The organism is Corynebacterium sp. Marseille-Q2823, assembly GCF_903645345.1.
GTDB classification, from domain to species: Bacteria; Actinomycetota; Actinomycetes; order Mycobacteriales; family Mycobacteriaceae; genus Corynebacterium; species Corynebacterium hiratae.
On sequence record NZ_CAHJXS010000012.1, the window covers coordinates 83691 to 104199 of the forward strand.

Here is a 20509-nt window from a genome sequence, read left to right on the forward strand (position 1 = left end):
CTAGGCCTTCCTCTTCCCGCGCACCTTCGTCATACGCGGCACCAGCAGAGCGACAATAACCAGCAGCGCCGTGATGAGCTTCATGTCATTCGGGTTGAGGCCTACCTGAAGCGCAGCGAAGATGATGAGACGGTAGATCACGGAGCCCAACGCCACCGCAACCACGGCCATCCACAAGCGCGACTGGGGGAGTACCGCCTGTCCCAGGATGACGGATGCCAGACCAACCAGGATGAGTCCGATACCCATCGAAATGTCGGCGAAGCCCTGGTACTGCGCGATGAGCGCACCGCACAGGCCCACCAGGCCATTGGACAGGGCCAGGGTCAGGATCTTGGTGAAATCGGTGGACACGCCAAAGGAGGTGATCATCTGCTGATTGTCACCTGTTGCGCGCAGAGAAAGTCCCAGGTCCGTGGACAGGAACCACACGATCAGCAGGCAGAGCAGCACCGCACCCAGGGCGAGCAAGCCCACCCCGGCCCACGACCCCATTACTGCATCCAGCGGGGTAAACACCGAATCTTGGGAGAGCAACGGAACGTTGGCGCTGCCCATGATGCGCAGGTTGATGGACCACAGACCAATCATCGTGAGGATACCCGCAAGCAAACCGTCGATGCGGCCTTTCGTGTGCAGAAGTCCCGTGATGCAGCCGGCGATAAAGCCGGTGACAAAGCCTGCGGCCGATGCCAGAAAGGGATTAACCCCATTCGTAATGAGCACGCCGGCCGTCGCAGCCCCGGTGGTAAAGGAGCCATCGACGGTCAGGTCCGGGAAGTCAAGGACGCGGAATGTCAGGTAGACGCCCACGGCCATGACCGCATAGATGAGCCCTAGCTCGAGTGCACCAATCACAGCTTCTCAGCCTTCTCCATGATCTCCTTCGGTACCTCAACGCCCTGTGCCTTCACGGCATCCTCGTTAATGACGTAGGTGTACTCAGAGGCGGTTTCTACCGGGGTCTCGGCCGGGTCTGCGCCGTCCTGGAGGATGCGCAGCGCCATCTCACCGGTCTGGCGGCCCAGCTCCTTGTAGTCGATACCGATGGTGGCGGCAGCACCACCTTCAACGGCACCCGAGTCCGCTGCGATGACCGGGATGGTCTTGTCGTTGGCTACCTTGATCAGGGAGGAGATGCCGGAGACGACCATGTTGTCGGTGGGCACGTAGATGGCATCGACATCGCCCAGCGCTTCCACGGCCTGCGGGATCTCCGTCACGGAGGTTACGGTCTGCGACTTCACCTCAATACCCTTCGGCTTAGCGGCCTCCGTCAACTGCTCCACCTGCACCTTGGAGTTGACCTCGGCGGAGGAGTAGACCACGCCGACGGTCTTGGCGTCTGGGACCAGCTGGGTAATCAGCTCAACCTGCTCCTCGATGGGCGCGGCGTCAGAGGTACCAGTGACATTCTTGCCCGGCTTATCCAGGGACTCCACCAGCTCCGCCTCCACAGGGTCCGTCACCGCGGTGAACAGAAGCGGTTTGTCCTTGATGGACTTGCTCATGGCCTGGCCGGCCGGGGTGGCGATTGCCAGGTAGAGGTCGTGATTAGCATTTGCCATCTGCTGGGAGATGGACACCGCGGTGCCCTGTTCGCCATTGGCATTCTGGATGTCCCAATCCACGTCCACGCCCGCTTCCTCGAAGGCTTCCTGGAAACCTTCCGCGGCGGCGTCGAGCGAGGGGTGCTGAACCAGCTGGTTGATACCGATGGAGTAGGAGTCTCCACCACCGGAATCACCGCCGGCGTTGTCCGAGGATGAGGAGCACCCCACGAGGGCGGCGGCGCTCAGAGCGAGAGCGGAGAGAGCAGCAGCAGTTTTAGAGAACATAACGGTCCTTTTCTACTCTAGAGTGACTGTTGTGACCGTTATTTAAGCCTCTTTCCATGCGTTTAAGCAGCAGTTTTGTGAATATTTTTCCCGCACGGGGGTACTCTTAGCCCTCCAAAAGCTATACTGTGACAGTTTTAGAGTCCTATATCACATGCTTAAGCTGCATGTTTCCTACATCACCCAGCTCGCTGTGGCCCTGCAGCACATAGACCCCACGGGGGTACCCGCTCACATTTATCTGTACGGCAGAAGGTATCGGTGTTAGAGTCAGTGATGTGAAGAACATTTCGAACCTTTGGTGGTGGCGCGCGTAACCCGCGGGCCTCGTTGTTCTCCCATATTTAAGGCCCGCAGCTGCGGGCTTTTCGGCGTTTTGCTCTCTTTAAAAGCTCGCGGCAGCACACAACATCGTTAAAGAAAGACACCGTATGCCGTTTACAGCCAAACGCGAGGTCGGGTACACACCCGACGCCAGTGCGCTCTTTTATGCCCTCGCCACGCCGCAGGACTCCCTGCTCTTAGAATCAGCGGACATTGAGTCCAAGAAGAACCTCACGTGTATCGCGATCACCAAGGCAGCGCTCAAAGTCGTCTGCCGCGGCCAAGCGGTCACCGCTACCGCATTAACGCCCGCTGGCCAGCTGCTCCTCGACGAGCTTCGCCAAGACTTCCGCTCCAGGATCAGCCAGGACGGTGAGGATAGCACCACCTTTAGTTTCGAGCTCTCCACCGAGCACGATGAGCGCGCCCGCCTCCGCGCCACCTCCACCGCGGATATCCTGCGCACCTTACAATTCAGCCAACTGTATTCCAGTGAATCACTGCCCTTCATCGGCGGCGGTTTCGCCTTCGACTACGTCGAAACCTTCGAGAAGCTACCCCCGGTTCCCGACGGACTCAACGGATACCCCGATTATGAGTTTCTCGTCGCCGAGCACGTTCTCACCGTGGACCACCTGACGGAGACCGCGAAGATCGAGGGGTGGGGCGTCGACAAGCAGGCGCTCGAGGAGGAGCTCGACCGCGCCGCCCGCACCGAGCCCATCACGCCCCAGCCCCCGCAGCCACTCACCACGTTCTCCGCGCGCGCCTCCATCGACGACGCTGCTTTTCGACGCCACGTGGAGCGCCTCCAGGGCAACGTCCACGCCGGCGATATTTATCAGGTGGTCCCTTCCCGTGCGTTTAGCCTCGACTGCCCCGACGCCTTCGCTGCCTACCGCACGCTGCGTGAGACCAACCCCTCGCCGTACATGTTCTACCTGCGCGGCGCCGAGCACGAGCTGTTCGGCGCCTCTCCGGAATCCAACCTGAAGTACACGGCCACCGACCGGCAGGTACAGCTCTACCCGGTCGCCGGCACCCGCCCGCGCGGCGCGACCCACGAGCTGGACATCCGCAATGAACTCGAGATGCGCACCGATTCCAAGGAGGTCTCCGAGCACATCATGCTGGTGGACCTGGCCCGCAACGACCTCGCCCGCGTCGCCGTCCCCGGCACCCGACAGGTCGCTGATCTGCTCCAGGTGGACCGCTATTCCCGCGTGATGCACCTGGTCTCCCGCGTCGTCGCCACGCTGCACGAGGATTTCGACGCCCTCGACGCCTACCGCGCCTGCATGAACATGGGCACACTGACCGGCGCGCCGAAGCTGCGCGCGATGGAGCTCATCCGCGAAACTGAGGGCACTCGCCGCGGCTCCTTCGGGGGAGCTATCGGTTACCTGCGCGGCGATGGATCCATGGATAACTGCATCGTCATCCGTTCCGCATACGTCAAGGATGGCACGGCCGTCGTCCAGGCCGGCGCGGGGGTCGTGCGCGATTCCATCCCCCAGTCCGAAGCCGATGAAACGGTCCACAAGGCCTACGCGGTGCTCAGTGCCATCGCCCAGGCACACAACGCATCCCTGGAGGTCATCCGATGAACCCACACGTCGTCCTCATTGATAACCACGATTCCTTCGTCTACAACCTCGTCGACGCCCTCGCCGGCTATAACACCACCGTTTTCCGTAATACGGTGCCGGTGGAGGAGGTTCTCGCCGCCCAACCCGACATCATCATCCTCTCTCCCGGCCCCGGCCATCCGCGCGACGCTGGATCGATGATGCAACTCGTCGACGCCTCCCTCGGCCGCATCCCCATCCTCGGCATCTGCCTGGGTTTCCAGGCGCTGCTCGAGCACTTCGGCGGCACCGTCGAGCCCTGCGGCCCAGTCCACGGTTCCTCTGTGCCCATGACGCTGACCGACGCTGGCGCGAAGCACCCGCTCTTCCAAGGGCTCACTACTGATTCCGAGCCAGATAATCCGAACTACGTGGGCCGCCTCGTCCCCGTTGCGCGCTATCACTCCTTGGGCTGCGCGAGCATTCCCACCCAGATGCGCAGCCTCGCGGAGACGGAGACCGACATCGGCCCTGTCACGATGGCGGCGGAAACCGTCGACGGCATGGCCCTCGGCCTTCAGTTCCACCCGGAGTCGGTGCTAACTCCGACCGGCCCCATCATGATCGAACGCTGCATTGAACAACTTTCTTCTCTACCCACCATGGAAGGAGCCAAGTAATGACCAATAATCACGCCCTCAAGACACTGCAGGAATTCCTCGATATCTCCGAACCGACCCTCGAGCAAGCAATCGAGGTCTTCACCCCGCTGACGGTGGGGGAGTATGACGACATCCATATCGCCGCCCTCCTTACCCACATCCGCACGCGCGGCGAGACCTTCGCCGATGTAGCCGGCGCCGCCCGCGCCTTCCTCAACGCCGGCCGCCCCTTCCCGGTTACCGGCAAGGGCCTCATGGATACCGCGGGAACCGGTGGCGATGGCGCCAACACCATCAACGTCACCACCGGCGCATCCCTCGTCGCCTCCGCCGGCGGGGTCAAGATGGTCAAGCACGGCAACCGCTCCGTATCCTCCAAGTCGGGCTCCGCGGACGTCCTTGAGGCCCTCGGCATTCCGCTTGATCTCGATCCAGACCGCGCGGTCCGCCAACTCGAGGCCTCGAATTTCACCTTCCTCTTCGCCCCCGCGTATAACCCGGCGGTTGCCCACGTGCAACCGGTGCGCAAGGGCCTTGGCGTCTCCACACTCTTCAACACCATGGGCCCACTGCTCAGCCCAGGCCACCCGGAGTTCCAGATCATGGGCATCGCCAACCCCGAACAGGGTCAGCTCATTGCTGAGGTGTTCAAGGATCTTGGCCGCACGCGCGCGCTCGTCGTCCACGGCGCCGGCACCGATGAGATCGCTGTCCACGGCACCACCCAGGTCTGGGAGCTTCGCGACGGCACCATAACCCACTACGAACTCACCCCTGAGGACCTCGGCATTTCCCGCCACGAGCTAGCTGACCTCGCCGGCGGCAACGGCAAGGAAAACGCCGAGGCCCTGCGCGCCGTCTTCGCCGGCACCGGCAAGCCCGCCCACCACGATGCGATCGCCGCGACCGCCGGCGCGATGTTCTACCTCAATGGCACGACCGACTCCATCCAAGAGGGCGTCGCGCATGCCGACCAGCTCATCAAGGATGGCACCGTGGCTGCATGGCTGAAGAAGCACGAGGAGGCGAACTATGGCTCTGCCGACCGTGCTTGAGGGGATCGTCGCCAAGCGCCGCACGCATCTGCCCGCAATCCGTGAGCGCCTGGCGCACGTTGATTTAGCTTCCCTCCCGCGCTCGGAGCGCTCCTTCTACGATGCGCTCCGCGGCACCAACCGCTTCATCATGGAGTGCAAGTCTGCCTCTCCGTCGCTGGGGCTGATTCGCGAACACTACGAGCCCGGGGCCATCGCACGGGTGTACTCGCGCTACGCTTCGGCCATTTCGGTGCTGTGCGAACCGGATCGTTTTGGTGGCGACTACGACCACCTTCAGACCGTGGCTCTATCCACGCACCTGCCCGTCTTGTGTAAGGACTTCATCGTTGACCCCATTCAGGTCTACGCCGCTCGCTATTTTGGCGCCGACGCCATTTTGCTCATGATGTCGATCGTCGATGACGACACCTACGCGGAACTCAAGCAGCTGGCGGATTCCCTTGGGCTCGATGTCCTCACCGAGGCCATCACCGAGGAGGAGGTCGCCCGCGCCACTGCCTTTGGCATCGACGTGATCGGAATTAACAACCGCAACCTCCACGACCTCAGCATCGATCTCACTCGCTCCGAGCGCCTTTCACACCACGTCCCGGCTGGCAAGGTCATCGTCTCGGAGTCGGGCATCCGCGACAACCAGACCGTTCGCCGCCTGGGCTCTCACGCGAATGCCTTCCTCGTTGGCTCCCAGCTCACCGGCACGCCCGATATCGACCGGGCCGCCCGTGAGCTAGTCTATGGCCAAAACAAGGTCTGCGGCCTCACGACGTGGTCAGCGGCCCAGGCCGCCCGTGCCGCCGGTGCCGTCTACGGAGGATTCATCTTCGAGGAGGCGTCCCCGCGCAATGTTTCACGTGAAACCGCGCTCGACATCATCGCCCACGAACCCGACCTCAACTACGTCGCGGTCTCTCGCCGCATCTCCGGCTGGGAGGAGCTTGCCTTCGACGACATCGCCGCCCTACAACTCCACGCGCCTTACCAAGGAAGCACCGAGGCTGAGCTCGAACTCATTGAGTCAGTGCGCGCCGTGGCGGGGGAGCGACAGGTCTGGCGCGCCATCGACATGACGGCACCCCATGGCCCCGCCCTTGCCTCCGCGCTTGCCGACGCCGCCGACAAACTCATCCTCGACTCCGGCGCCGGCGGCACCGGCACCTCCTTCGACTGGACTACGGTTCCGGACGGCGTAAAGAAGAAGGCACTACTCGCTGGCGGTCTCAATCCCGACAACCTACCGGATGCACTGCGCGTCGGTACCGTTGGCCTCGATATCAATTCAGGCGTAGAGGTTAACGGTAGGAAGGACACCGCGCTCATTGCCAAGGCCTTCGACACGATTCGTCACTTTACGTATTAACCCCCACCCCAAGCTTTGCTCCAAGCCCTAGCTAAAAGGAACACTATGACCAACCCACAGGACACCAGGGAGACCCTCCTACCCGCTTATTTCGGGGAGTTTGGCGGACAATTCGTTCCCGAATCCCTCATCCCGGCGCTCGACCAATTAGAGAGGGCCTTCGTCGACGCACAGAACGATCCCGCCTTCCGCGAAGAGCTGGCCGGCTATCTTCGCGACTATCTCGGCCGCCCAACCCCTCTCACCGAAGCCACCAAGCTCGGCGGAAAGGCACGCATCTTTCTTAAGAGGGAGGACCTTGTCCACGGCGGCGCGCACAAGACTAACCAGGTGATCGGCCAAGCGCTCCTGGCCAAGCGGATGGGGAAGACCCGTATCATCGCTGAAACCGGCGCCGGCCAGCATGGCACGGCGACCGCCCTCGCCTGTGCTCTGCTTGACCTCGATTGCGTGATCTACATGGGCGCGAAGGACGTCGAGAGGCAGCAGCCCAACGTCTACCGAATGGAGCTGATGGGCGCGAAGGTTGTTCCGGTCGACTCCGGTTCCGGCACGCTCAAGGATGCCGTCAACGAAGCTCTCCGTGACTGGACCGCCACCTTCCACGAATCTCATTATCTCCTCGGCACTGCGGCTGGGCCGCACCCCTTCCCAACGATCGTTCGCGAGTTCCACAAGGTGATTTCCGAAGAGGCCAAGGCCCAGATGATCGAGCGCACCGGCGGTTTGCCGGATCTCGTCGTCGCGTGCGTCGGCGGCGGCTCGAACGCCATTGGTATGTTCGCTGACTTCATCGATGAGGAATCCGTCGAACTCGTTGGAGCGGAACCCGGGGGAGAGGGACTCGATTCCGGACACCACGGCGCGACCATCAACAACGGCACCATCGGCATCCTCCACGGCGCCCGCTCATATCTCATGCGCAATGCCGACGGCCAGGTTGAGGAATCCTATTCCATCTCCGCTGGCCTCGACTACCCGGGCGTCGGTCCACAGCACGCACACCTCGCTCAGACGGGGCGCGCAACCTACGTCGGCATCACCGACGCCGAAGCTCTCGAAGCCTTCCAGCTCCTCAGCCGCCGCGAGGGCATCATCCCCGCCCTCGAGTCCTCGCACGCATTGGCCTATGCCCTCAAGCGCAAGGATGAAGACATCACCATTCTCGTTTCCCTGTCTGGGCGTGGCGACAAGGACATCGACCACGTCCGCCGAACCCTTAGCGAGCACCCCGAACTCAAGATCACGGAGGACAAGTAATGAGCCGTTACGAGAAACTCTTCTCCACCCTAGCCGCACGCGGTGAAGGCGCTTTCGTTCCTTTCATCATGCTCAGCGATCCCGATCCCGAGACCGCACTCACCATCGTCCGCGCGGCCGTCGCCGGTGGCGCCGACGCCCTCGAGCTTGGTGTCCCGTTCTCGGATCCTGTCGCCGACGGCCCAACGATCCAGGCCTCCCACATTCGCGCGCTCGCCGGCGGTGCGACGGTGGATTCCGCTATCGAGCAGATCCGTCAGATCCGCAGTGAATTCCCGGACCTGCCCATCGGCATGCTCATCTACGGCAACGTTCCCTTCACCCGCGGGCTCGAGACCTTCTATTCCGAATTTCACGAGGCCGGCGCCGATAGCATCCTGCTTCCCGACGTCCCCGTTCGCGAAGGCGCCCCCTTCGCCGCTGCAGCCGACAAAGCAGGAATCGATCCCATCTTCATCGCACCAGCACAAGCCTCCGAGAAAACACTCGAGGGCGTCGCGAAGTATTCCAAGGGCTATATCTATGCGATCTCCCGCGACGGCGTTACCGGCACCGAGAAGGAGTCAGAGACACGCGGGCTCGCTGACGTAGTGGACAACGTGAAACGTTTCGGAGGTGCACCGATTCTCCTTGGCTTTGGAATCTCCACCCCGCAACACGTTGCCGACGCCATTGCTGCTGGCGCTGCGGGAACAATCACCGGTTCCGCTCTGGCCAAGGTCGTTGATGCCCACCTCGACGATGACAACCGCCCCAACGACACTCTCGCCGCTGCGGTCACCGACTTCGTATCCACCATGAAGGCAGCCACCAAACAGTAGCCACGAAACAGTAGCCGGCTTCGACAGGCACGCCTCGCAACGGTCTCTTTCCGTCAGAATCCGCGCCTACGCGCGGCAGAGCGGAAGGGGGCCGTTTCACGTGAAACACTTCCCTAGAAGGGAATCTCCTCTCCGCCATTCGTGTAGCGATCTGCCGGATCAGTCATGTCGAATACTTCGACCATGGTTCCGTTATCCATTTCCACCTTCAGAGCCTGCGCGGCTTCGTGCATCTTGCGACGGTGAGCAACGACGTCTTCCGCAATGGTCCGGGCCCACACCTTCGAGGCTGGTGCCAAAGGGCCGGTCGCTTCCGTGACCGCCCAGGTTCCGTCCTCGTACAGCCACACGACATCGCCGGTTGCGGGATCCAGGATGTAAAAGGCCCGCCCATCTGTCTTCATATTGTGATGGTGCTGGCAAAGGGCCACCATGTTATCCGGATGCGTCGGGCCGCCATCCGCGTAGTTAATCCGGTGATCCAACTGGCAGGCCCATGCAGGACGATTACAACCAGGCGCCCGGCATGTGCCGTCGCGGCCTTCGACATACTTTCTCAAGAATTCCGACGGCTGGTAGCCCTGACAAGCTTCCGGGGCAGTGGTGAAATCGCGCCTCACGGTCTTCGAAGCCGGAACGCCCTCGCCGTTCCACCCATGTCCTTGGACATAGACCGGCGCACCCTCGACGTCTTTTGCCTTGTATTCGTGGACGACGACCTTACCCGCCTCTGGCTCGATCTTGCCGGTAATGAGCAGTACCAGCGCATCGGCCATGGAGACGCCATGTTCCTTTGCTGCCAACTTGATGGTTTCGTGGATGACGACACCCACGTTGCTATCCACTTCTAGCTCGATTAACCCACGTTCCCCGCGGGTGAGAAGAGAGTAGCGATTCTTCTTGCGCTTGTCACGGAAGGATACGGAGTCATCGAGCACCTTGCAGATGTCTCGAACCTTGCGCCGTATCTTCTCTACTGAGGGAAAGACTTGATTCGGCTTGGTCGGCGTTAACCAGACGGATAGCTTCTCATCCACTTCCGCTATAACAGCCGCCGTCGGATTGCCAAGCTTTGCCATCACCTGATCGATAGCAACTAGCATCTGCATGTCCAGTAAACAGTCCGCCTTCTGCAGGGCACGCAGCTTCGGCATTTCATCAAGACGGATCAGCGCCATGACATTGCGCGCAACGTGAGCCGGAGATTTTCCGGTCTTTTGCCCGATGCGCATAAAGGCGGTATCGGAGTCCTCATCGAGTGGTGGTTGGACGCCTGACCAGAATTCGTACTCGATTCTGCGCATGAGCTGACCAGCCATGCATTCAGGATCACGCGGATTTGAGTGGGAAAAGTATGCAGTGGGAAGTGACGTAGATGATTGTGCTGTGGTTGCCATGGGTAGCTGCACCCCTAAATTTGCGGAACAATTCGTTCCCCCACACCCAGCTATAGAATACCTGTTCTAACAATAAAGCGCAAGCCCTCTCCCAAGAAAATGGGGCTTAGGCCCGAACCGCCACGGCCAGAACCGCAGTCTACGCATCGGGCCACTAGCCCCCCACACGGCTGCGCACACTCTCCGAAATTAGGGCAAGAAAAATCCCCCTTCGCCCAACTATCCATCGCGGGTATCATGTCGGAAAAGGGGGAGTAGAAGCTTCAGGGTTTCACGTGAAACTTAGGCCTTGCTGAGCTCTTCGTCAGCAGCCTCGGCATCTGCCTCGGCCTCTAGGCCCTCAATCTTATCGCGCGCGAAGCGGTCGACGATCATGGCGATGGCGCCGTCCCCTGTAACGTTTGCGGCGGTACCCACGGAGTCAATAGCGATGTAGGCGGCAATCATCAATGCGACCATCGAGTTATCAAAGCCCATATTCGCTTGCAGAAGTCCGACCGCGACCATCACCGCGCCACCCGGAACGCCAGGAGCAGCGACCATCATGATGCCCAACAGCAAGATGAAGCCAAGGGCCTTCCCAAGGTCAGCTTCCATACCATCAGCCATGTACACGATCGCGAAAGCGTACAGGGTGAGCTTGATCATCGAACCAGAAAGGTGAATCGTCGCGCAAAGCGGAATCACGAAACCTGCCACCGGCTTGGAGATTCCATTCTTCAGTGCGGCGTCGAGAGTGACCGGAATAGTAGCCGCAGAGGAAGACGTACCCAACGCAGTAAAGTACGCCGGAGCCATGTTCTTCAGTGCAGAGAATGGATTCTTGGCCGCAATCGCGCCAGCGATAATGTACTGCAGCACCAGGTAGACCAAGGTCATCACAACCGCGAGCAGAAGCACCTTAGTGAAGGCGATCAGCACGGTACCGATATTTCCATTCATACCCAAGGAGAGGAACATACCGAAGATGTAGATCGGCAGAAGGGGGATCACGAAACCCCAAATGACCTTGATAACGACGTTCTCAAATTCCTTCGTAAGTGTGTAAAGATTGTCCGACTTCACAGTCGTCATGGCTACGCCGATACAGAAGGACAGCAGCAGCGCCGTCATCACTTCGAAAGGCGCTGGCATCTCAACCGTAAAGTACGGCTCGAGAGCTCCCGCATCGATGTCAGAAACCTCGGTATTGAGCGTTTGTCCGGCCAGCAAAGTGGGGTAGAGGACCTGGGTCAAGCCGTATGCGATAAGCCCTGCCACGATAGTCGAGCCGTAGGCAATTCCCGCAGTAATGCCCAACCACTTACCGGCACCACGCCCAAGGCCTGCGATTGCCGGGGCCACGAGCGCAAGGATAAGGACTGGAATGAAGAAGCCGAGGAAGTTTGAAAACAGGCCGTTATAGGTTGCGAAAGCCCTGCCAAACCATTCCGGGGCAAACTGGCTAACGATGATGCCCAAGACTATCGCGACGATAATCTTGAACAACAGAGAGTTGAGAACACTCTTAAATGTCATGATTGAATCTTTTCTATGGTTGCTACCACGCTGATCAGTTCGCTCGATAATAAAGTCTTTAATATCTACCAAGCGACACGAAATGTATATTACAGCAGCATGCGAATAAATTGAACTGACTTTCTCCCTAACTACGGGGCGGGATAGACTATGGGCATGCTCGTAGTCGGAATCATCTTCCTCATCGTGGCCGCCATCTTTATCGTCGTCGGCGGCCTAGCCTCGCTCCGGAAGCTCCCGGGTAATAGCGTCGTCGGTTTGCGCCTCGCGGAGATCCGCAAGACTAAGGAAGCTTGGGATAATGCCCACGCCGTTGCAGGACCGTTCTGGTTCCTCGCCGGCGTCGCTTTAGTGTTTGGCGGAATCATCGCGCTGCGGGCCGAGGGTTGGATGTGGTTGATCCCAGCACTCACGTTCGTCGTAGCTGTTCTCGCACTCTCGGTCGGTTCCAATATGGGCGCCCGCGCGGCGTATCTCTGGGATCAAGCCCACAAAGAGGATGAGGGTTGCGGTGAATCCTGCAACTGTGGCGACGGTGGGTGCGGGGGAGAGGCACCGACTGTCGACGTCTCCGCGGCCCGTGCTGCCGCAAAACGTGCCGATAACAGCAATCCTCGCTAGCAATCAATAACGTACAGTGACGTTATTATAGTGACATCTTGATTGCTCGCGTTTCGTCACTAACATTATTATTCCAAAGGCCATTCCAATGGTGGGCGATACTCACCATTGGAATGGCCCTTTGTGTGCAGACCCCAGTCTGAAAGATGACTGGGAACTCGACGCCAACTTCGTGGGAAGCCGGCATCGTCTCGTGACAACCTTTAACCTACGGCGCACTATGGATGGCATGAAGAAAAGCGTTAACACCCGAGCAATCCGAATCATCGCCGCAGCCGCACTCAGCATTAGCGTTCTGGGCGCTGGGGCAACCTATGCCTTCACGAATGATTCACGGGGCGGACGACACGTAGCTTCGCCAGGGACCATCTATAGCGATGTCGGTACATCGTACGGATCCTACGATTTCAGCGGCAGTAGGGAAGAAGAGTTACCTGTGTGGGATGGCAAACTCAGTTAAGAACGCTATACCTCACACTATGGAACACGCCGATCAGATAGAGTAAGCACCATGACTACGTGTTCCCGCCGCCTCTTCCTCCTCGGTACTGCCACCACCTTCGCTGGTGCCTATCTCGCCGCCTGCGGCAAAGAACCTACCGCCGAAATAGCCGCGACGGATATACCCGTTGGATCAGCCATCATCGTGGACAAAGTGATCTTTGCTCAACCCACGGAAGGGGAGTTCAAAGCTTACTCCCAAACCTGCCCGCACCAGGGATCCCTCATTACAAAAATCGAGGGCATGACCGCCACCTGCACCAGCCACTATTCCAGCTTTGACCTCGGCACCGGCGAAGTGACCGGCGGTCCCAGCGCCAAACCGCTCACGGAGTACGGCGTGGAGAATGACGGGGGAACGGTACGCAACGTCACCGCCTAACGCACGGTCGAAGCTTCGGGCCGCTTCGCTCAAACCGATGTTTCACGTGAAACGGTGGGGGTGCGTCTACACTCTGTTATATGCTTGAGCGCCTCAAAAGACTCGATCCCCTCATTGTCCTCATCCTCTGCGCCGTTGCGGTCGCCATCGTTCTTCCCGCGCGAGGCAGCTTTGCAGATACCTTCGACGTCCTCACGAACATCGCGATTGCCCTCCTCTTCTTTCTCTACGGAGCTCGACTGTCAACGCGCGAGGCAATCAACGGCATCAAGCATTGGAAGCTCCATCTGACCATTTTGGTCTTTACCTTCGTGGTGTATCCGATCATCGGTCTCGCACTCCGTCCACTCACGGCTTTCATCCCAACCGATCTATACCTGGGCATTCTTTACCTCACCTTAGTTCCATCAACGGTTCAATCATCGGTAGCCTTTACCTCCATCGCCCGCGGAAACGTTCCCGGCGCAATTGTCTCCGCGTCCGCATCGAATCTGGCCGGCGTCTTTCTCACGCCCCTACTTGTCATGGCGCTCATGGGTGCCGGCGACGGCATCCACATCGATAGCTCCGTCTTCCTAGAGATCTCCGTGCTTCTGCTTCTGCCTTTCGTGCTCGGGCAACTCACCAGAAAATGGGTAGGAAAAGTCGCAGCCAGCAAAGCCACCAAAGTGGTGGATCGCGGCTCCATCGCGATGGTGGTGTATGCCGCCTTTTCGAAGGGAATGGTGGACGGGATATGGGCGTCAATTAGCGTCTGGCAGATTCTGTTTCAGATTGTATTCTCAACTGCATTCGTCTTCTTCATGCTCTGGCTGACCAAAGTGGTGAGCAGAAAGCTGGGCTTCGACCGAGAAGACACCATCGCCATCCAGTTCTGCGGTTCGAAAAAGTCCCTCGCCACGGGACTGCCCATGGCCTCGGTGATCTTCGCCTCTGGTGGCACGTCTTTGGGGCTTCTCATCCTCCCCCTTATGATCTACCACCAGGTGCAATTGATGATCTGCGCGTCTATGGCGGCTCGCTATTCGCGGGTAGAGTGAGACCACATGAAAAAGCTTTACGTTCGCACCACCATGACTGTCCCGGAGGTCGGCACCGCCATCCACATCGCGGAACTCGAGGAAATCAGCAACGAGGCTTGCTCCATGTTGCGTATGATTGCCCTCGCGCCGAATGACGCCATCGTCGGCGCCGCAACGCCGACCGCCTCGGTGGGTGACGCCAACATCCCACAGCAAGTGGTGCCGCACCCTGACACCTACGACACGTTCCCCGACATCGACGCCGAGCTTATCGACGCCTTCCAGTTCCACTCCCTGTGGACCGAGGCCATCGCGCTATTCGGCGACTTTTAGCGTACCCACGCTACAGAACGAGATTCACCAGCACCATATAGAAGGCAGTCCCGCCGAAGATGGAAAGACCGGAATTGCGGCGCCACAGGTGCAACGCGGCGGTCACAGCGGCGGCTACGAGGGGAGCAACAATGCTTCCCGTATCGCGAGCTTGGCCGAATAAGGTATAGACCACCAGAACTGCCATCACGCCGACCGGCATGGTGAACCCGAGCATGCTGATGAACTGGCTACCCTTCAGGGCCTTCACGAAGGCGAAGGGAAGCCAACGCAGCACGACGGTCACAATCCCGACGGGGATCAGCACGGCGAAGATGCTGGCCAGTGTTACTCCGGCTGGCATGACGCCTCCCTCCGTAGAATCAGTGCGGTATCGACGCGAGGGGAGAGGTAGCGCACCACGAGCAACACAAAGTAGGCGGACAGCGCCACCATAAGAAGCTGACCAGGAAACAAGAAGCCCGCGAGAATCCCGAGCACCACGGCAGACAGCGGAAGCGAGTAGTCCTTGTTGTTCTGGAAGGAATCGATGGCAAGGACGATGAACAGTGCGACGAGGGCAAACTCCAGTCCCTTCACAGAGGGCGGGATTGCCTGACCGGCCACCGCGCCAATGATGCCGGAACCGACCCACAGCACTTGGCAGTAAAACTGCACCGTGAAGACGAAGGCGCCGCTTGGGCGAGAGTCTCGGGGAAAGGCGGAGAGGACGGCATAGGATTCGTCGGTAAGCGCGTAGGTGGAATAGGCGCGGCCGAGGGGACTAGAAATCTGATCGCGCGGGAAGGTCAATCCATAAAAAATGTGGCGGAAATTGACCATGAAACCAGTGAGCGCAGCCACGGCGGGCGTCACGCCGCCGGTCACCATGGAAATAGCAAGGAATTCCATCGAGCCGGCGTAAATAACGATGGAAAAGATAGGGGTCCACCACCAGTCGAAGCCGGTCTGAACCATGAGCACGCCGAAGGCGAGGCCCAGCGGCACCACCCCCACGGCGATAGGCATGCAAGTCCGTATAGCCTTGATGATCTCCGCGCGCATGGCAGAGATGTTAGCGCAGGGAGAGGCGAAGAGCTCTAATTATCTTCATCGATGTAGCGCGGGAAGGTCGCAAACAGCGGCAAGGGCATGGCTTGGCGGCGCATCACGTCCGACCACGTATCGGTCGAGCCAGAGGAGACCACGTCCTGGGGCAGGGCGGGGGCCACGTACCACTCGCCACGGTCAATTTCTTCATCCAGCTCGCCCGGGCCCCACTCAAAGAAACCAGCGAAGAAGCGCATACCCTCCACCAGATCGGCGACGTCCTCCGGGCTCACGCGCAGATCGACGAGCGCCACGCGCGGGGCGAGGCGATTCAGCGAAGGCTCTTTCTCAATGTCCACGCCCTGGCGGGTCAGCGCCACACCGATGGCCGCCTGCTGGTTGTGCGGGCCGCCGATATAGAGGGCCTGCGGCTTGGCCGCTACGGGTACCCATTCCGGCATGACGTTGAAGAGGGCGACCTCGGAGCGGTTGGTTAGATCCACGCCATACGTGCGCCCGGCGTGCTGCTCCGTGATCAGAATGACGGAACGGTTGTAGTGGGGCGTGAGAGTGTCGGGCGCCGCCACAAGGAGCTGGCCAGGGGCGGGATCATTGCGCTCGAGGGCGTTGAAAAGTCTGTCTGCGTACATCCCTATCTAGAATTCCACCACTCGCGCAGCTTCGCAATAGCCACCTCGCGCTCGAGGGGCCCCTCTTCGAGGCGGAGCTCCTTGAGGTAAGACCAGGCCTGGCCCACTTCGGGGCCGGGCTCAAGGCCGAGGATCTCCATGATCTCGTTGCCATCGAGATCCGGGCGCACGCGTGCAAGATCCTCCTTGGCGGCGATATCCGCGATGCGCTCCTCCAACTGATCGTAGGTGCGCTGCAGGCGGCGGGCCTTGCGTTCGTTGCGGGTGGTGCAGTCAGCGCGCACAAGCTTGTGCAGGCGCGGAAGGAGATCGCCGGCATCGGTGACGTAGCGGCGCACAGCGGAATCGGTCCACTGGCCATCGCCGAAACCGTGGAAACGCATGTGGAGGTAGACCAGCTGGCCGATGTCCTCGGTCGTGGCCTTGGGGAACTTCAGCTTGCGCAGGCGCTTGCGGGTGAGCTTCGCGCCCACCACCTCGTGGTGGTGGAAGCTCACCTTGCCGTCGGTGGTGTCGCGGGTATCCGGCTTGCCAATGTCATGGAGCAGGGCGGCCCACCGCAGAATGAGATCGGGACCGTCTTCCTCCTGCTCCATGGCCTGGCGCAGTACGGTCAGCGAGTGCGCGTACACGTCCTTGTGCTGCGCGTGCTCGTCGGGAGCCATGCGCAACGCCGGGATCTCCGGAAAAACGTAGTCTGCAATGCCGGAGTCAACGAGCAGGTCAATGCCCTTCCACGGCGCGGTGCCGCAGATGAGCTTGTTGAGCTCCACCTGCACGCGCTCCACGGTAATGCGCTGAATTTCACTAGCCATGTCGGTCATGGCGTCGCGCACGCGCTGGGCGACGTCAAACTCCAACTGCGCCGCAAAACGCGCAGCACGGAGCATGCGGAGAGGATCATCGTGGAAGGAAATCTCCGGCGCATCTGGGGTATCGAGGATGCGATTCGCCAAGTCCTCGAGACCGCCCATCGGATCGTGGAATTCGCGGGTGCCGTCCGGGCGCAGCTCGATGGCCATGGCATTGACTTTGAAATCGCGGCGCACGAGATCGCCCTCGAGCGTATCGCCGTACATGACCTCGGGGTTGCGGGACTGCCCGTCATAGCTATCTGAGCGGAACGTGGTGATCTCGATCTGCTGGCCCTTATAGGCCGCCGAGACCGTGCCGAAGTCAATGCCGGTATCCCATACGGTCTCCGCCCACTCCTCGAGGATGGAATAGACCACGTCGGGCCGGGCCGGGGTGGTGAAGTCGAGATCGTTGCCCAGGCGGCCGAGCAGCGCGTCGCGGACGGAGCCGCCGACGAGGTAGAGGGGGGCGTCGTGAAGCGCAAAGCGTTCCACCAGGCCGCTTAAGAGGCCACTGAGCCGGGCGACGGTGGCGTCCGCGCGGGCGAGAACGCCGATTAGCTGAGTGTCCTGAAAATTCACGGATCGAAGTCTACTACGATTAGCAGGGATGACTAAGAACACGCCAGGGTCCAAGCGCCGCCGCCGGCGGGGCGCGGGCCACCGGAACCACCGCACGGGACGCCCCCAGCGCACGTCCACCAACCGCATGACCACGCGGGATGAGACGTCCGCGGGCGGACTCGTCGTGTCCGGATTGGCGGAGGCCGTCGACGTGGACGGCAACGTGGACCTCTCACAGATCTATGTCGCGCTCATCGGCAGGCTGGACCGCCGCGGGCGCCTGCTGTGGTCCATGCCGAAGGGGCATGTGGAAAACGGCGAAGCCAAGGAGCTGACCGCCGAGCGCGAGGTCTGGGAGGAGACTGGCATCCACGGCGAGGTCTTCGCGGACCTGGGAATGATCGATTATTGGTTCGTCTCCGATGGCGTGCGCATTCACAAGACCGTGCACCATCACCTTCTGCGTTTTGTCGATGGCATCATGAACGACGAAGACCCGGAGGTCACGGAGGTGTCCTGGATCCCGGTCTCCGAGCTCATCGAGCACCTGGCCTATGCCGACGAGCGCAAGCTGGCGCGCATCGCCCACGACCTTCTTCCGGATCTCGCGCGAAAGGAAGCTGCCGAAGGAAAGGCGACCCCGCGGTGAGCTGGCGCGCAGCGGCGGCCATCGCGGCCTTGGCGGTGGGCTGCACCGTCCCCGTGGTCCAGGCGGAAACCCTCGATACTGGGATCACCGACTCCCACTACTGGCTCGGCTCCCGCGGACCTGATGAGCTGGAGCTGAGCCTGCTCAGCGCGAGCGAGGCGCGGGTAGGGGAGACGCTGGAGCTGCAGCTGCGCATCCACAACCCAACCGAGAGCGCCGTTGATGATCTCCAGATCACCTCCCGCCGCAGCACTGCCGTGACCTCCACTACGCAGGCCCGCCAAGAGCTGGCCGCAGGATCCTTTCCTTATTATGGGGCCTCGCTCGGCGCAGGGACGCTCCAACCGGGGGAGAGCCGCGACGTCACCGTCAAGGTGCCCACCGCTCTGGGGGAGGACTCGACCCTGGCCATCACGGAGCCCGGCGCGTACCCGCTCCTGTTTACCTTGACCGGCACCCGCGACGGCCAAGCGGCCAGTTTCGCGGAGGAGCGGACGATCCTGGATTTCCAAGGAGAAGAGCCGGATGCCGAAGAGGAGGGCGAGCATTCCTTTTCCCTGGTCTATCCCATCACCGCCCAAGTGGACGTGGTTCCAGGTGATACCGGCGGCGAGGAGCTCATCTTAGAAAGCGAGCAGCTGGCTGAGCAGCTCTCGCCGGGCGGGCGCCTCGATCAGCTGCTCGATGCCTACCTGGAGCATGATCTGCACGGCTCCGGCTGCGTGGCTGGACCTGCGCTGTCGACGCCGCCGACCGCATCCGCCGCTAACCGTCACAGAGCCCTCCATGCCAACGCCCGCCTGCGCGATTCCTGGTTCCCCAGTCGACGATCGCGAACGGCGCGGTGTCAGCGCCGCCGGGTCAAGCTCAAGGTGGACTGCCGCATGCTCATGCCGTGGGCCAACGCAGACACCGACGCCGTGGCCAAAGTGGGCAATGAGTGGCTCACCCACGAGGCCGTCGAGCAGGGCGCGGCCACCATCGAGCGCATCCTCGGCGCCCCGCTCAGCACGCCACTGACCGCGCCGGCCTCTGGGACAAGCGAGCACGCGATGCCCGTTCCGCTGTTGGTGGCGGATAATTCCGAATGGGCAGGCGAAGCCGCCACCTTTGATGCCTCCCTCGGCGCACTCTTAGCCCAAACCGGCTCGAAACCACAGACCACCGGGTACTCCAACCCGGAGCTGCGCTATGACTTTTCCATGGATTCGGAGCAGGCGCGGGCGCTGACGGCGGGGGCGTCGATAAGCGTGGCGTCGGCGCAAGAGGAGACCGTGGCCAAGTTGCCGAACTACCAAGACCCTGCGGCCGCGCGCGCGGTGATGGAAGCAGCGCAGAGGCTCCTTGATTCTGGGCGCCTCCAGCCGCGCCCCGTCACCGCGCTAGATGTGGAGGAGGGCAGCGGTACCCCCGGCAGCCCCTACCCGGATCCCGCGGCCTTTCACGACGCCGAGATCACGCAGGTGACACAGCAGGCGCGCTATACCGATGAACTGATGTCCATCATGGTTAATGATCCAGGCATCGCCATGACGCGCTATAGCTTCACGGCGCCCCTGCGCCACGATCTGCTCACGGCGCTGAGCGCTACCGACCGCTCCAGCCTGCACGGTTTCACGCCCTCGGTGAAGCAGAGCCGCACGCGACTGGAGAAGAACGCGAATATGCTGCGCGAGCTCCGCGCCTCCGTCTCCCTCATCCCGCCGGGCAACGTCTACACTCGCGTTTCGGAGTCATCGCCGCTGCTCATCGTGGCGGAGAACGGCCTGCCGCTGCCTGTCGACGCCCACCTGGCCTACGATGCCCCGGACGGCGCCACCTTGAACACGCAGGACTTGATTCACATTCCGGCCAAGGGATCCATTACCGTGTCCATGACCGCTGACCTGCCGAGCGACGTTGACCAGATGTCGCTGCGCCTGTGGCTAGCAACACCATCTGAGCACCTCATTTCGGATCCAATCGACATTACGGTGCAGACGCGTGCCGGTATCGTTAGCGTCTATGGAGTCGGCGCGATCGCCGCGCTCGCCCTCGTCCTTGCCGCCCTGTTCCGGCTAGGTAAGCGGAAGAAAAAGAAGTCTCACGGATAGTTTTTCTC

General features: G+C 61.0%; 19 protein-coding genes and 1 pseudogene. 12 read left to right on the top strand and 8 right to left on the bottom strand.

The annotated features are described in order from the left end of the window. Both HWX44_RS12350 and HWX44_RS12355 read right to left on the bottom strand, forming a co-directional pair. Positions 1 to 858: an ABC transporter permease gene (locus tag HWX44_RS12350; protein ID WP_046648734.1), complete on the bottom strand. Its 858-nt coding sequence runs from the start codon at positions 856 to 858 to the stop codon at positions 1 to 3. Further along, entirely contained in the window at positions 855 to 1838 is a 984-nt protein-coding gene (locus HWX44_RS12355) for an ABC transporter substrate-binding protein (RefSeq protein WP_175974981.1), read from the bottom strand. Before HWX44_RS12355 ends, HWX44_RS12350 begins: the two co-directional genes overlap by 4 nt. A 431-nt stretch (positions 1839 to 2269) precedes the next feature. Here HWX44_RS12355 and HWX44_RS12360 point away from each other — a divergent pair, with 431 nt between their 5' ends. The 6 genes from HWX44_RS12360 to trpA are packed head-to-tail and all read left to right on the top strand — an operon-like array spanning position 2270 to position 8888. Next, the gene (locus HWX44_RS12360) at positions 2270 to 3769 is read left to right on the top strand and encodes an anthranilate synthase component 1 (protein ID WP_175974983.1); all 1500 of its coding nucleotides are present in this window, start codon (positions 2270 to 2272) and stop codon (positions 3767 to 3769) included. Then, positions 3766 to 4410 carry an anthranilate synthase component II gene (locus tag HWX44_RS12365; RefSeq protein ID WP_070547213.1) on the top strand — a complete coding sequence of 215 codons (645 nt, stop codon included), beginning with the start codon at positions 3766 to 3768 and terminating at the stop codon, positions 4408 to 4410. The genes HWX44_RS12360 and HWX44_RS12365 overlap by 4 nt, the downstream gene beginning before the upstream one ends. Continuing rightward, a complete protein-coding gene (gene trpD, locus HWX44_RS12370) occupies positions 4410 to 5447 on the top strand; it encodes an anthranilate phosphoribosyltransferase (protein WP_175974985.1) in 1038 nt (345 codons plus the stop codon). The genes HWX44_RS12365 and trpD overlap by 1 nt, the downstream gene beginning before the upstream one ends. Beyond that, positions 5425 to 6807: a bifunctional indole-3-glycerol-phosphate synthase TrpC/phosphoribosylanthranilate isomerase TrpF gene (gene trpCF, locus HWX44_RS12375; protein WP_175974988.1), complete on the top strand. Its 1383-nt coding sequence runs from the start codon at positions 5425 to 5427 to the stop codon at positions 6805 to 6807. Before trpD ends, trpCF begins: the two co-directional genes overlap by 23 nt. A 45-nt stretch (positions 6808 to 6852) precedes the next feature. Then, entirely contained in the window at positions 6853 to 8067 is a 1215-nt protein-coding gene (gene trpB / locus HWX44_RS12380) for a tryptophan synthase subunit beta (protein WP_175974990.1), read from the top strand. Beyond that, positions 8067 to 8888, top strand: coding sequence for a tryptophan synthase subunit alpha (gene trpA / locus HWX44_RS12385; protein WP_070547217.1), 822 nt, complete (start codon positions 8067 to 8069; stop codon positions 8886 to 8888). Before trpB ends, trpA begins: the two co-directional genes overlap by 1 nt. A gap of 113 nt (positions 8889 to 9001) precedes the next feature. On the opposite strand, the gene HWX44_RS12390 is transcribed toward trpA, so the two are convergent. Together HWX44_RS12390 and HWX44_RS12395 are read right to left on the bottom strand one after the other, a co-directional pair. Then, positions 9002 to 10207, bottom strand: a complete 1206-nt coding sequence (locus HWX44_RS12390) for an HNH endonuclease signature motif containing protein (RefSeq protein WP_246819111.1) — start codon at positions 10205 to 10207, stop codon at positions 9002 to 9004. 360 nt (positions 10208 to 10567) lie between these two features. Further along, positions 10568 to 11803: a dicarboxylate/amino acid:cation symporter gene (locus tag HWX44_RS12395; RefSeq protein ID WP_102234294.1), complete on the bottom strand. Its 1236-nt coding sequence runs from the start codon at positions 11801 to 11803 to the stop codon at positions 10568 to 10570. 156 nt (positions 11804 to 11959) lie between these two features. On the opposite strand from HWX44_RS12395, the gene HWX44_RS12400 reads away from it, so the two are divergent. The 4 genes from HWX44_RS12400 to HWX44_RS12415 all read left to right on the top strand — a co-directional run bounded on the left by HWX44_RS12400 (position 11960) and on the right by HWX44_RS12415 (position 14662). Continuing rightward, on the top strand, positions 11960 to 12424 hold the full coding sequence (locus tag HWX44_RS12400) for an SdpI family protein (RefSeq protein ID WP_070517670.1): 465 nt from the start codon (positions 11960 to 11962) through the stop codon (positions 12422 to 12424). 511 nt (positions 12425 to 12935) lie between these two features. Then, the gene (locus HWX44_RS12405; RefSeq protein ID WP_049155608.1) at positions 12936 to 13307 is read left to right on the top strand and encodes a Rieske (2Fe-2S) protein; all 372 of its coding nucleotides are present in this window, start codon (positions 12936 to 12938) and stop codon (positions 13305 to 13307) included. Between the two features lie 80 nt (positions 13308 to 13387). Beyond that, on the top strand, positions 13388 to 14347 hold the full coding sequence (locus tag HWX44_RS12410) for a bile acid:sodium symporter family protein (protein ID WP_049155609.1): 960 nt from the start codon (positions 13388 to 13390) through the stop codon (positions 14345 to 14347). A gap of 6 nt (positions 14348 to 14353) precedes the next feature. Continuing rightward, positions 14354 to 14662, top strand: a complete 309-nt coding sequence (locus HWX44_RS12415; protein ID WP_049155610.1) for a hypothetical protein — start codon at positions 14354 to 14356, stop codon at positions 14660 to 14662. Between the two features lie 10 nt (positions 14663 to 14672). Here the strand turns inward: HWX44_RS12415 and HWX44_RS12420 are convergent, their stop codons facing one another. The 4 genes from HWX44_RS12420 to HWX44_RS12435 are packed head-to-tail and all read right to left on the bottom strand — an operon-like array spanning position 14673 to position 17777. Further along, the gene (locus tag HWX44_RS12420; protein ID WP_070547221.1) at positions 14673 to 15005 is read right to left on the bottom strand and encodes a branched-chain amino acid transporter permease; all 333 of its coding nucleotides are present in this window, start codon (positions 15003 to 15005) and stop codon (positions 14673 to 14675) included. Next, on the bottom strand, positions 14990 to 15706 hold the full coding sequence (locus tag HWX44_RS12425; RefSeq protein ID WP_070547222.1) for an AzlC family ABC transporter permease: 717 nt from the start codon (positions 15704 to 15706) through the stop codon (positions 14990 to 14992). Before HWX44_RS12425 ends, HWX44_RS12420 begins: the two co-directional genes overlap by 16 nt. A gap of 35 nt (positions 15707 to 15741) precedes the next feature. Further along, entirely contained in the window at positions 15742 to 16341 is a 600-nt protein-coding gene (locus tag HWX44_RS12430; protein WP_049155619.1) for a YqgE/AlgH family protein, read from the bottom strand. Positions 16342 to 16343: 2 nt separating this feature from the next. Then, complete coding sequence (locus HWX44_RS12435; RefSeq protein ID WP_175974992.1) at positions 16344 to 17777, bottom strand: CCA tRNA nucleotidyltransferase; 1434 nt, start codon at positions 17775 to 17777, stop codon at positions 16344 to 16346. Between the two features lie 43 nt (positions 17778 to 17820). Here HWX44_RS12435 and HWX44_RS12440 point away from each other — a divergent pair. Then, positions 17821 to 18408 (top strand): annotated as a pseudogene (locus tag HWX44_RS12440) (NUDIX hydrolase); the annotation flags it as partial. After that, a complete protein-coding gene (locus HWX44_RS12445) occupies positions 18405 to 20501 on the top strand; it encodes a hypothetical protein (protein WP_175974996.1) in 2097 nt (698 codons plus the stop codon). The pseudogene HWX44_RS12440 and the gene HWX44_RS12445, both read left to right, overlap by 4 nt. Positions 20502 to 20509 lie beyond the last annotated feature (8 nt).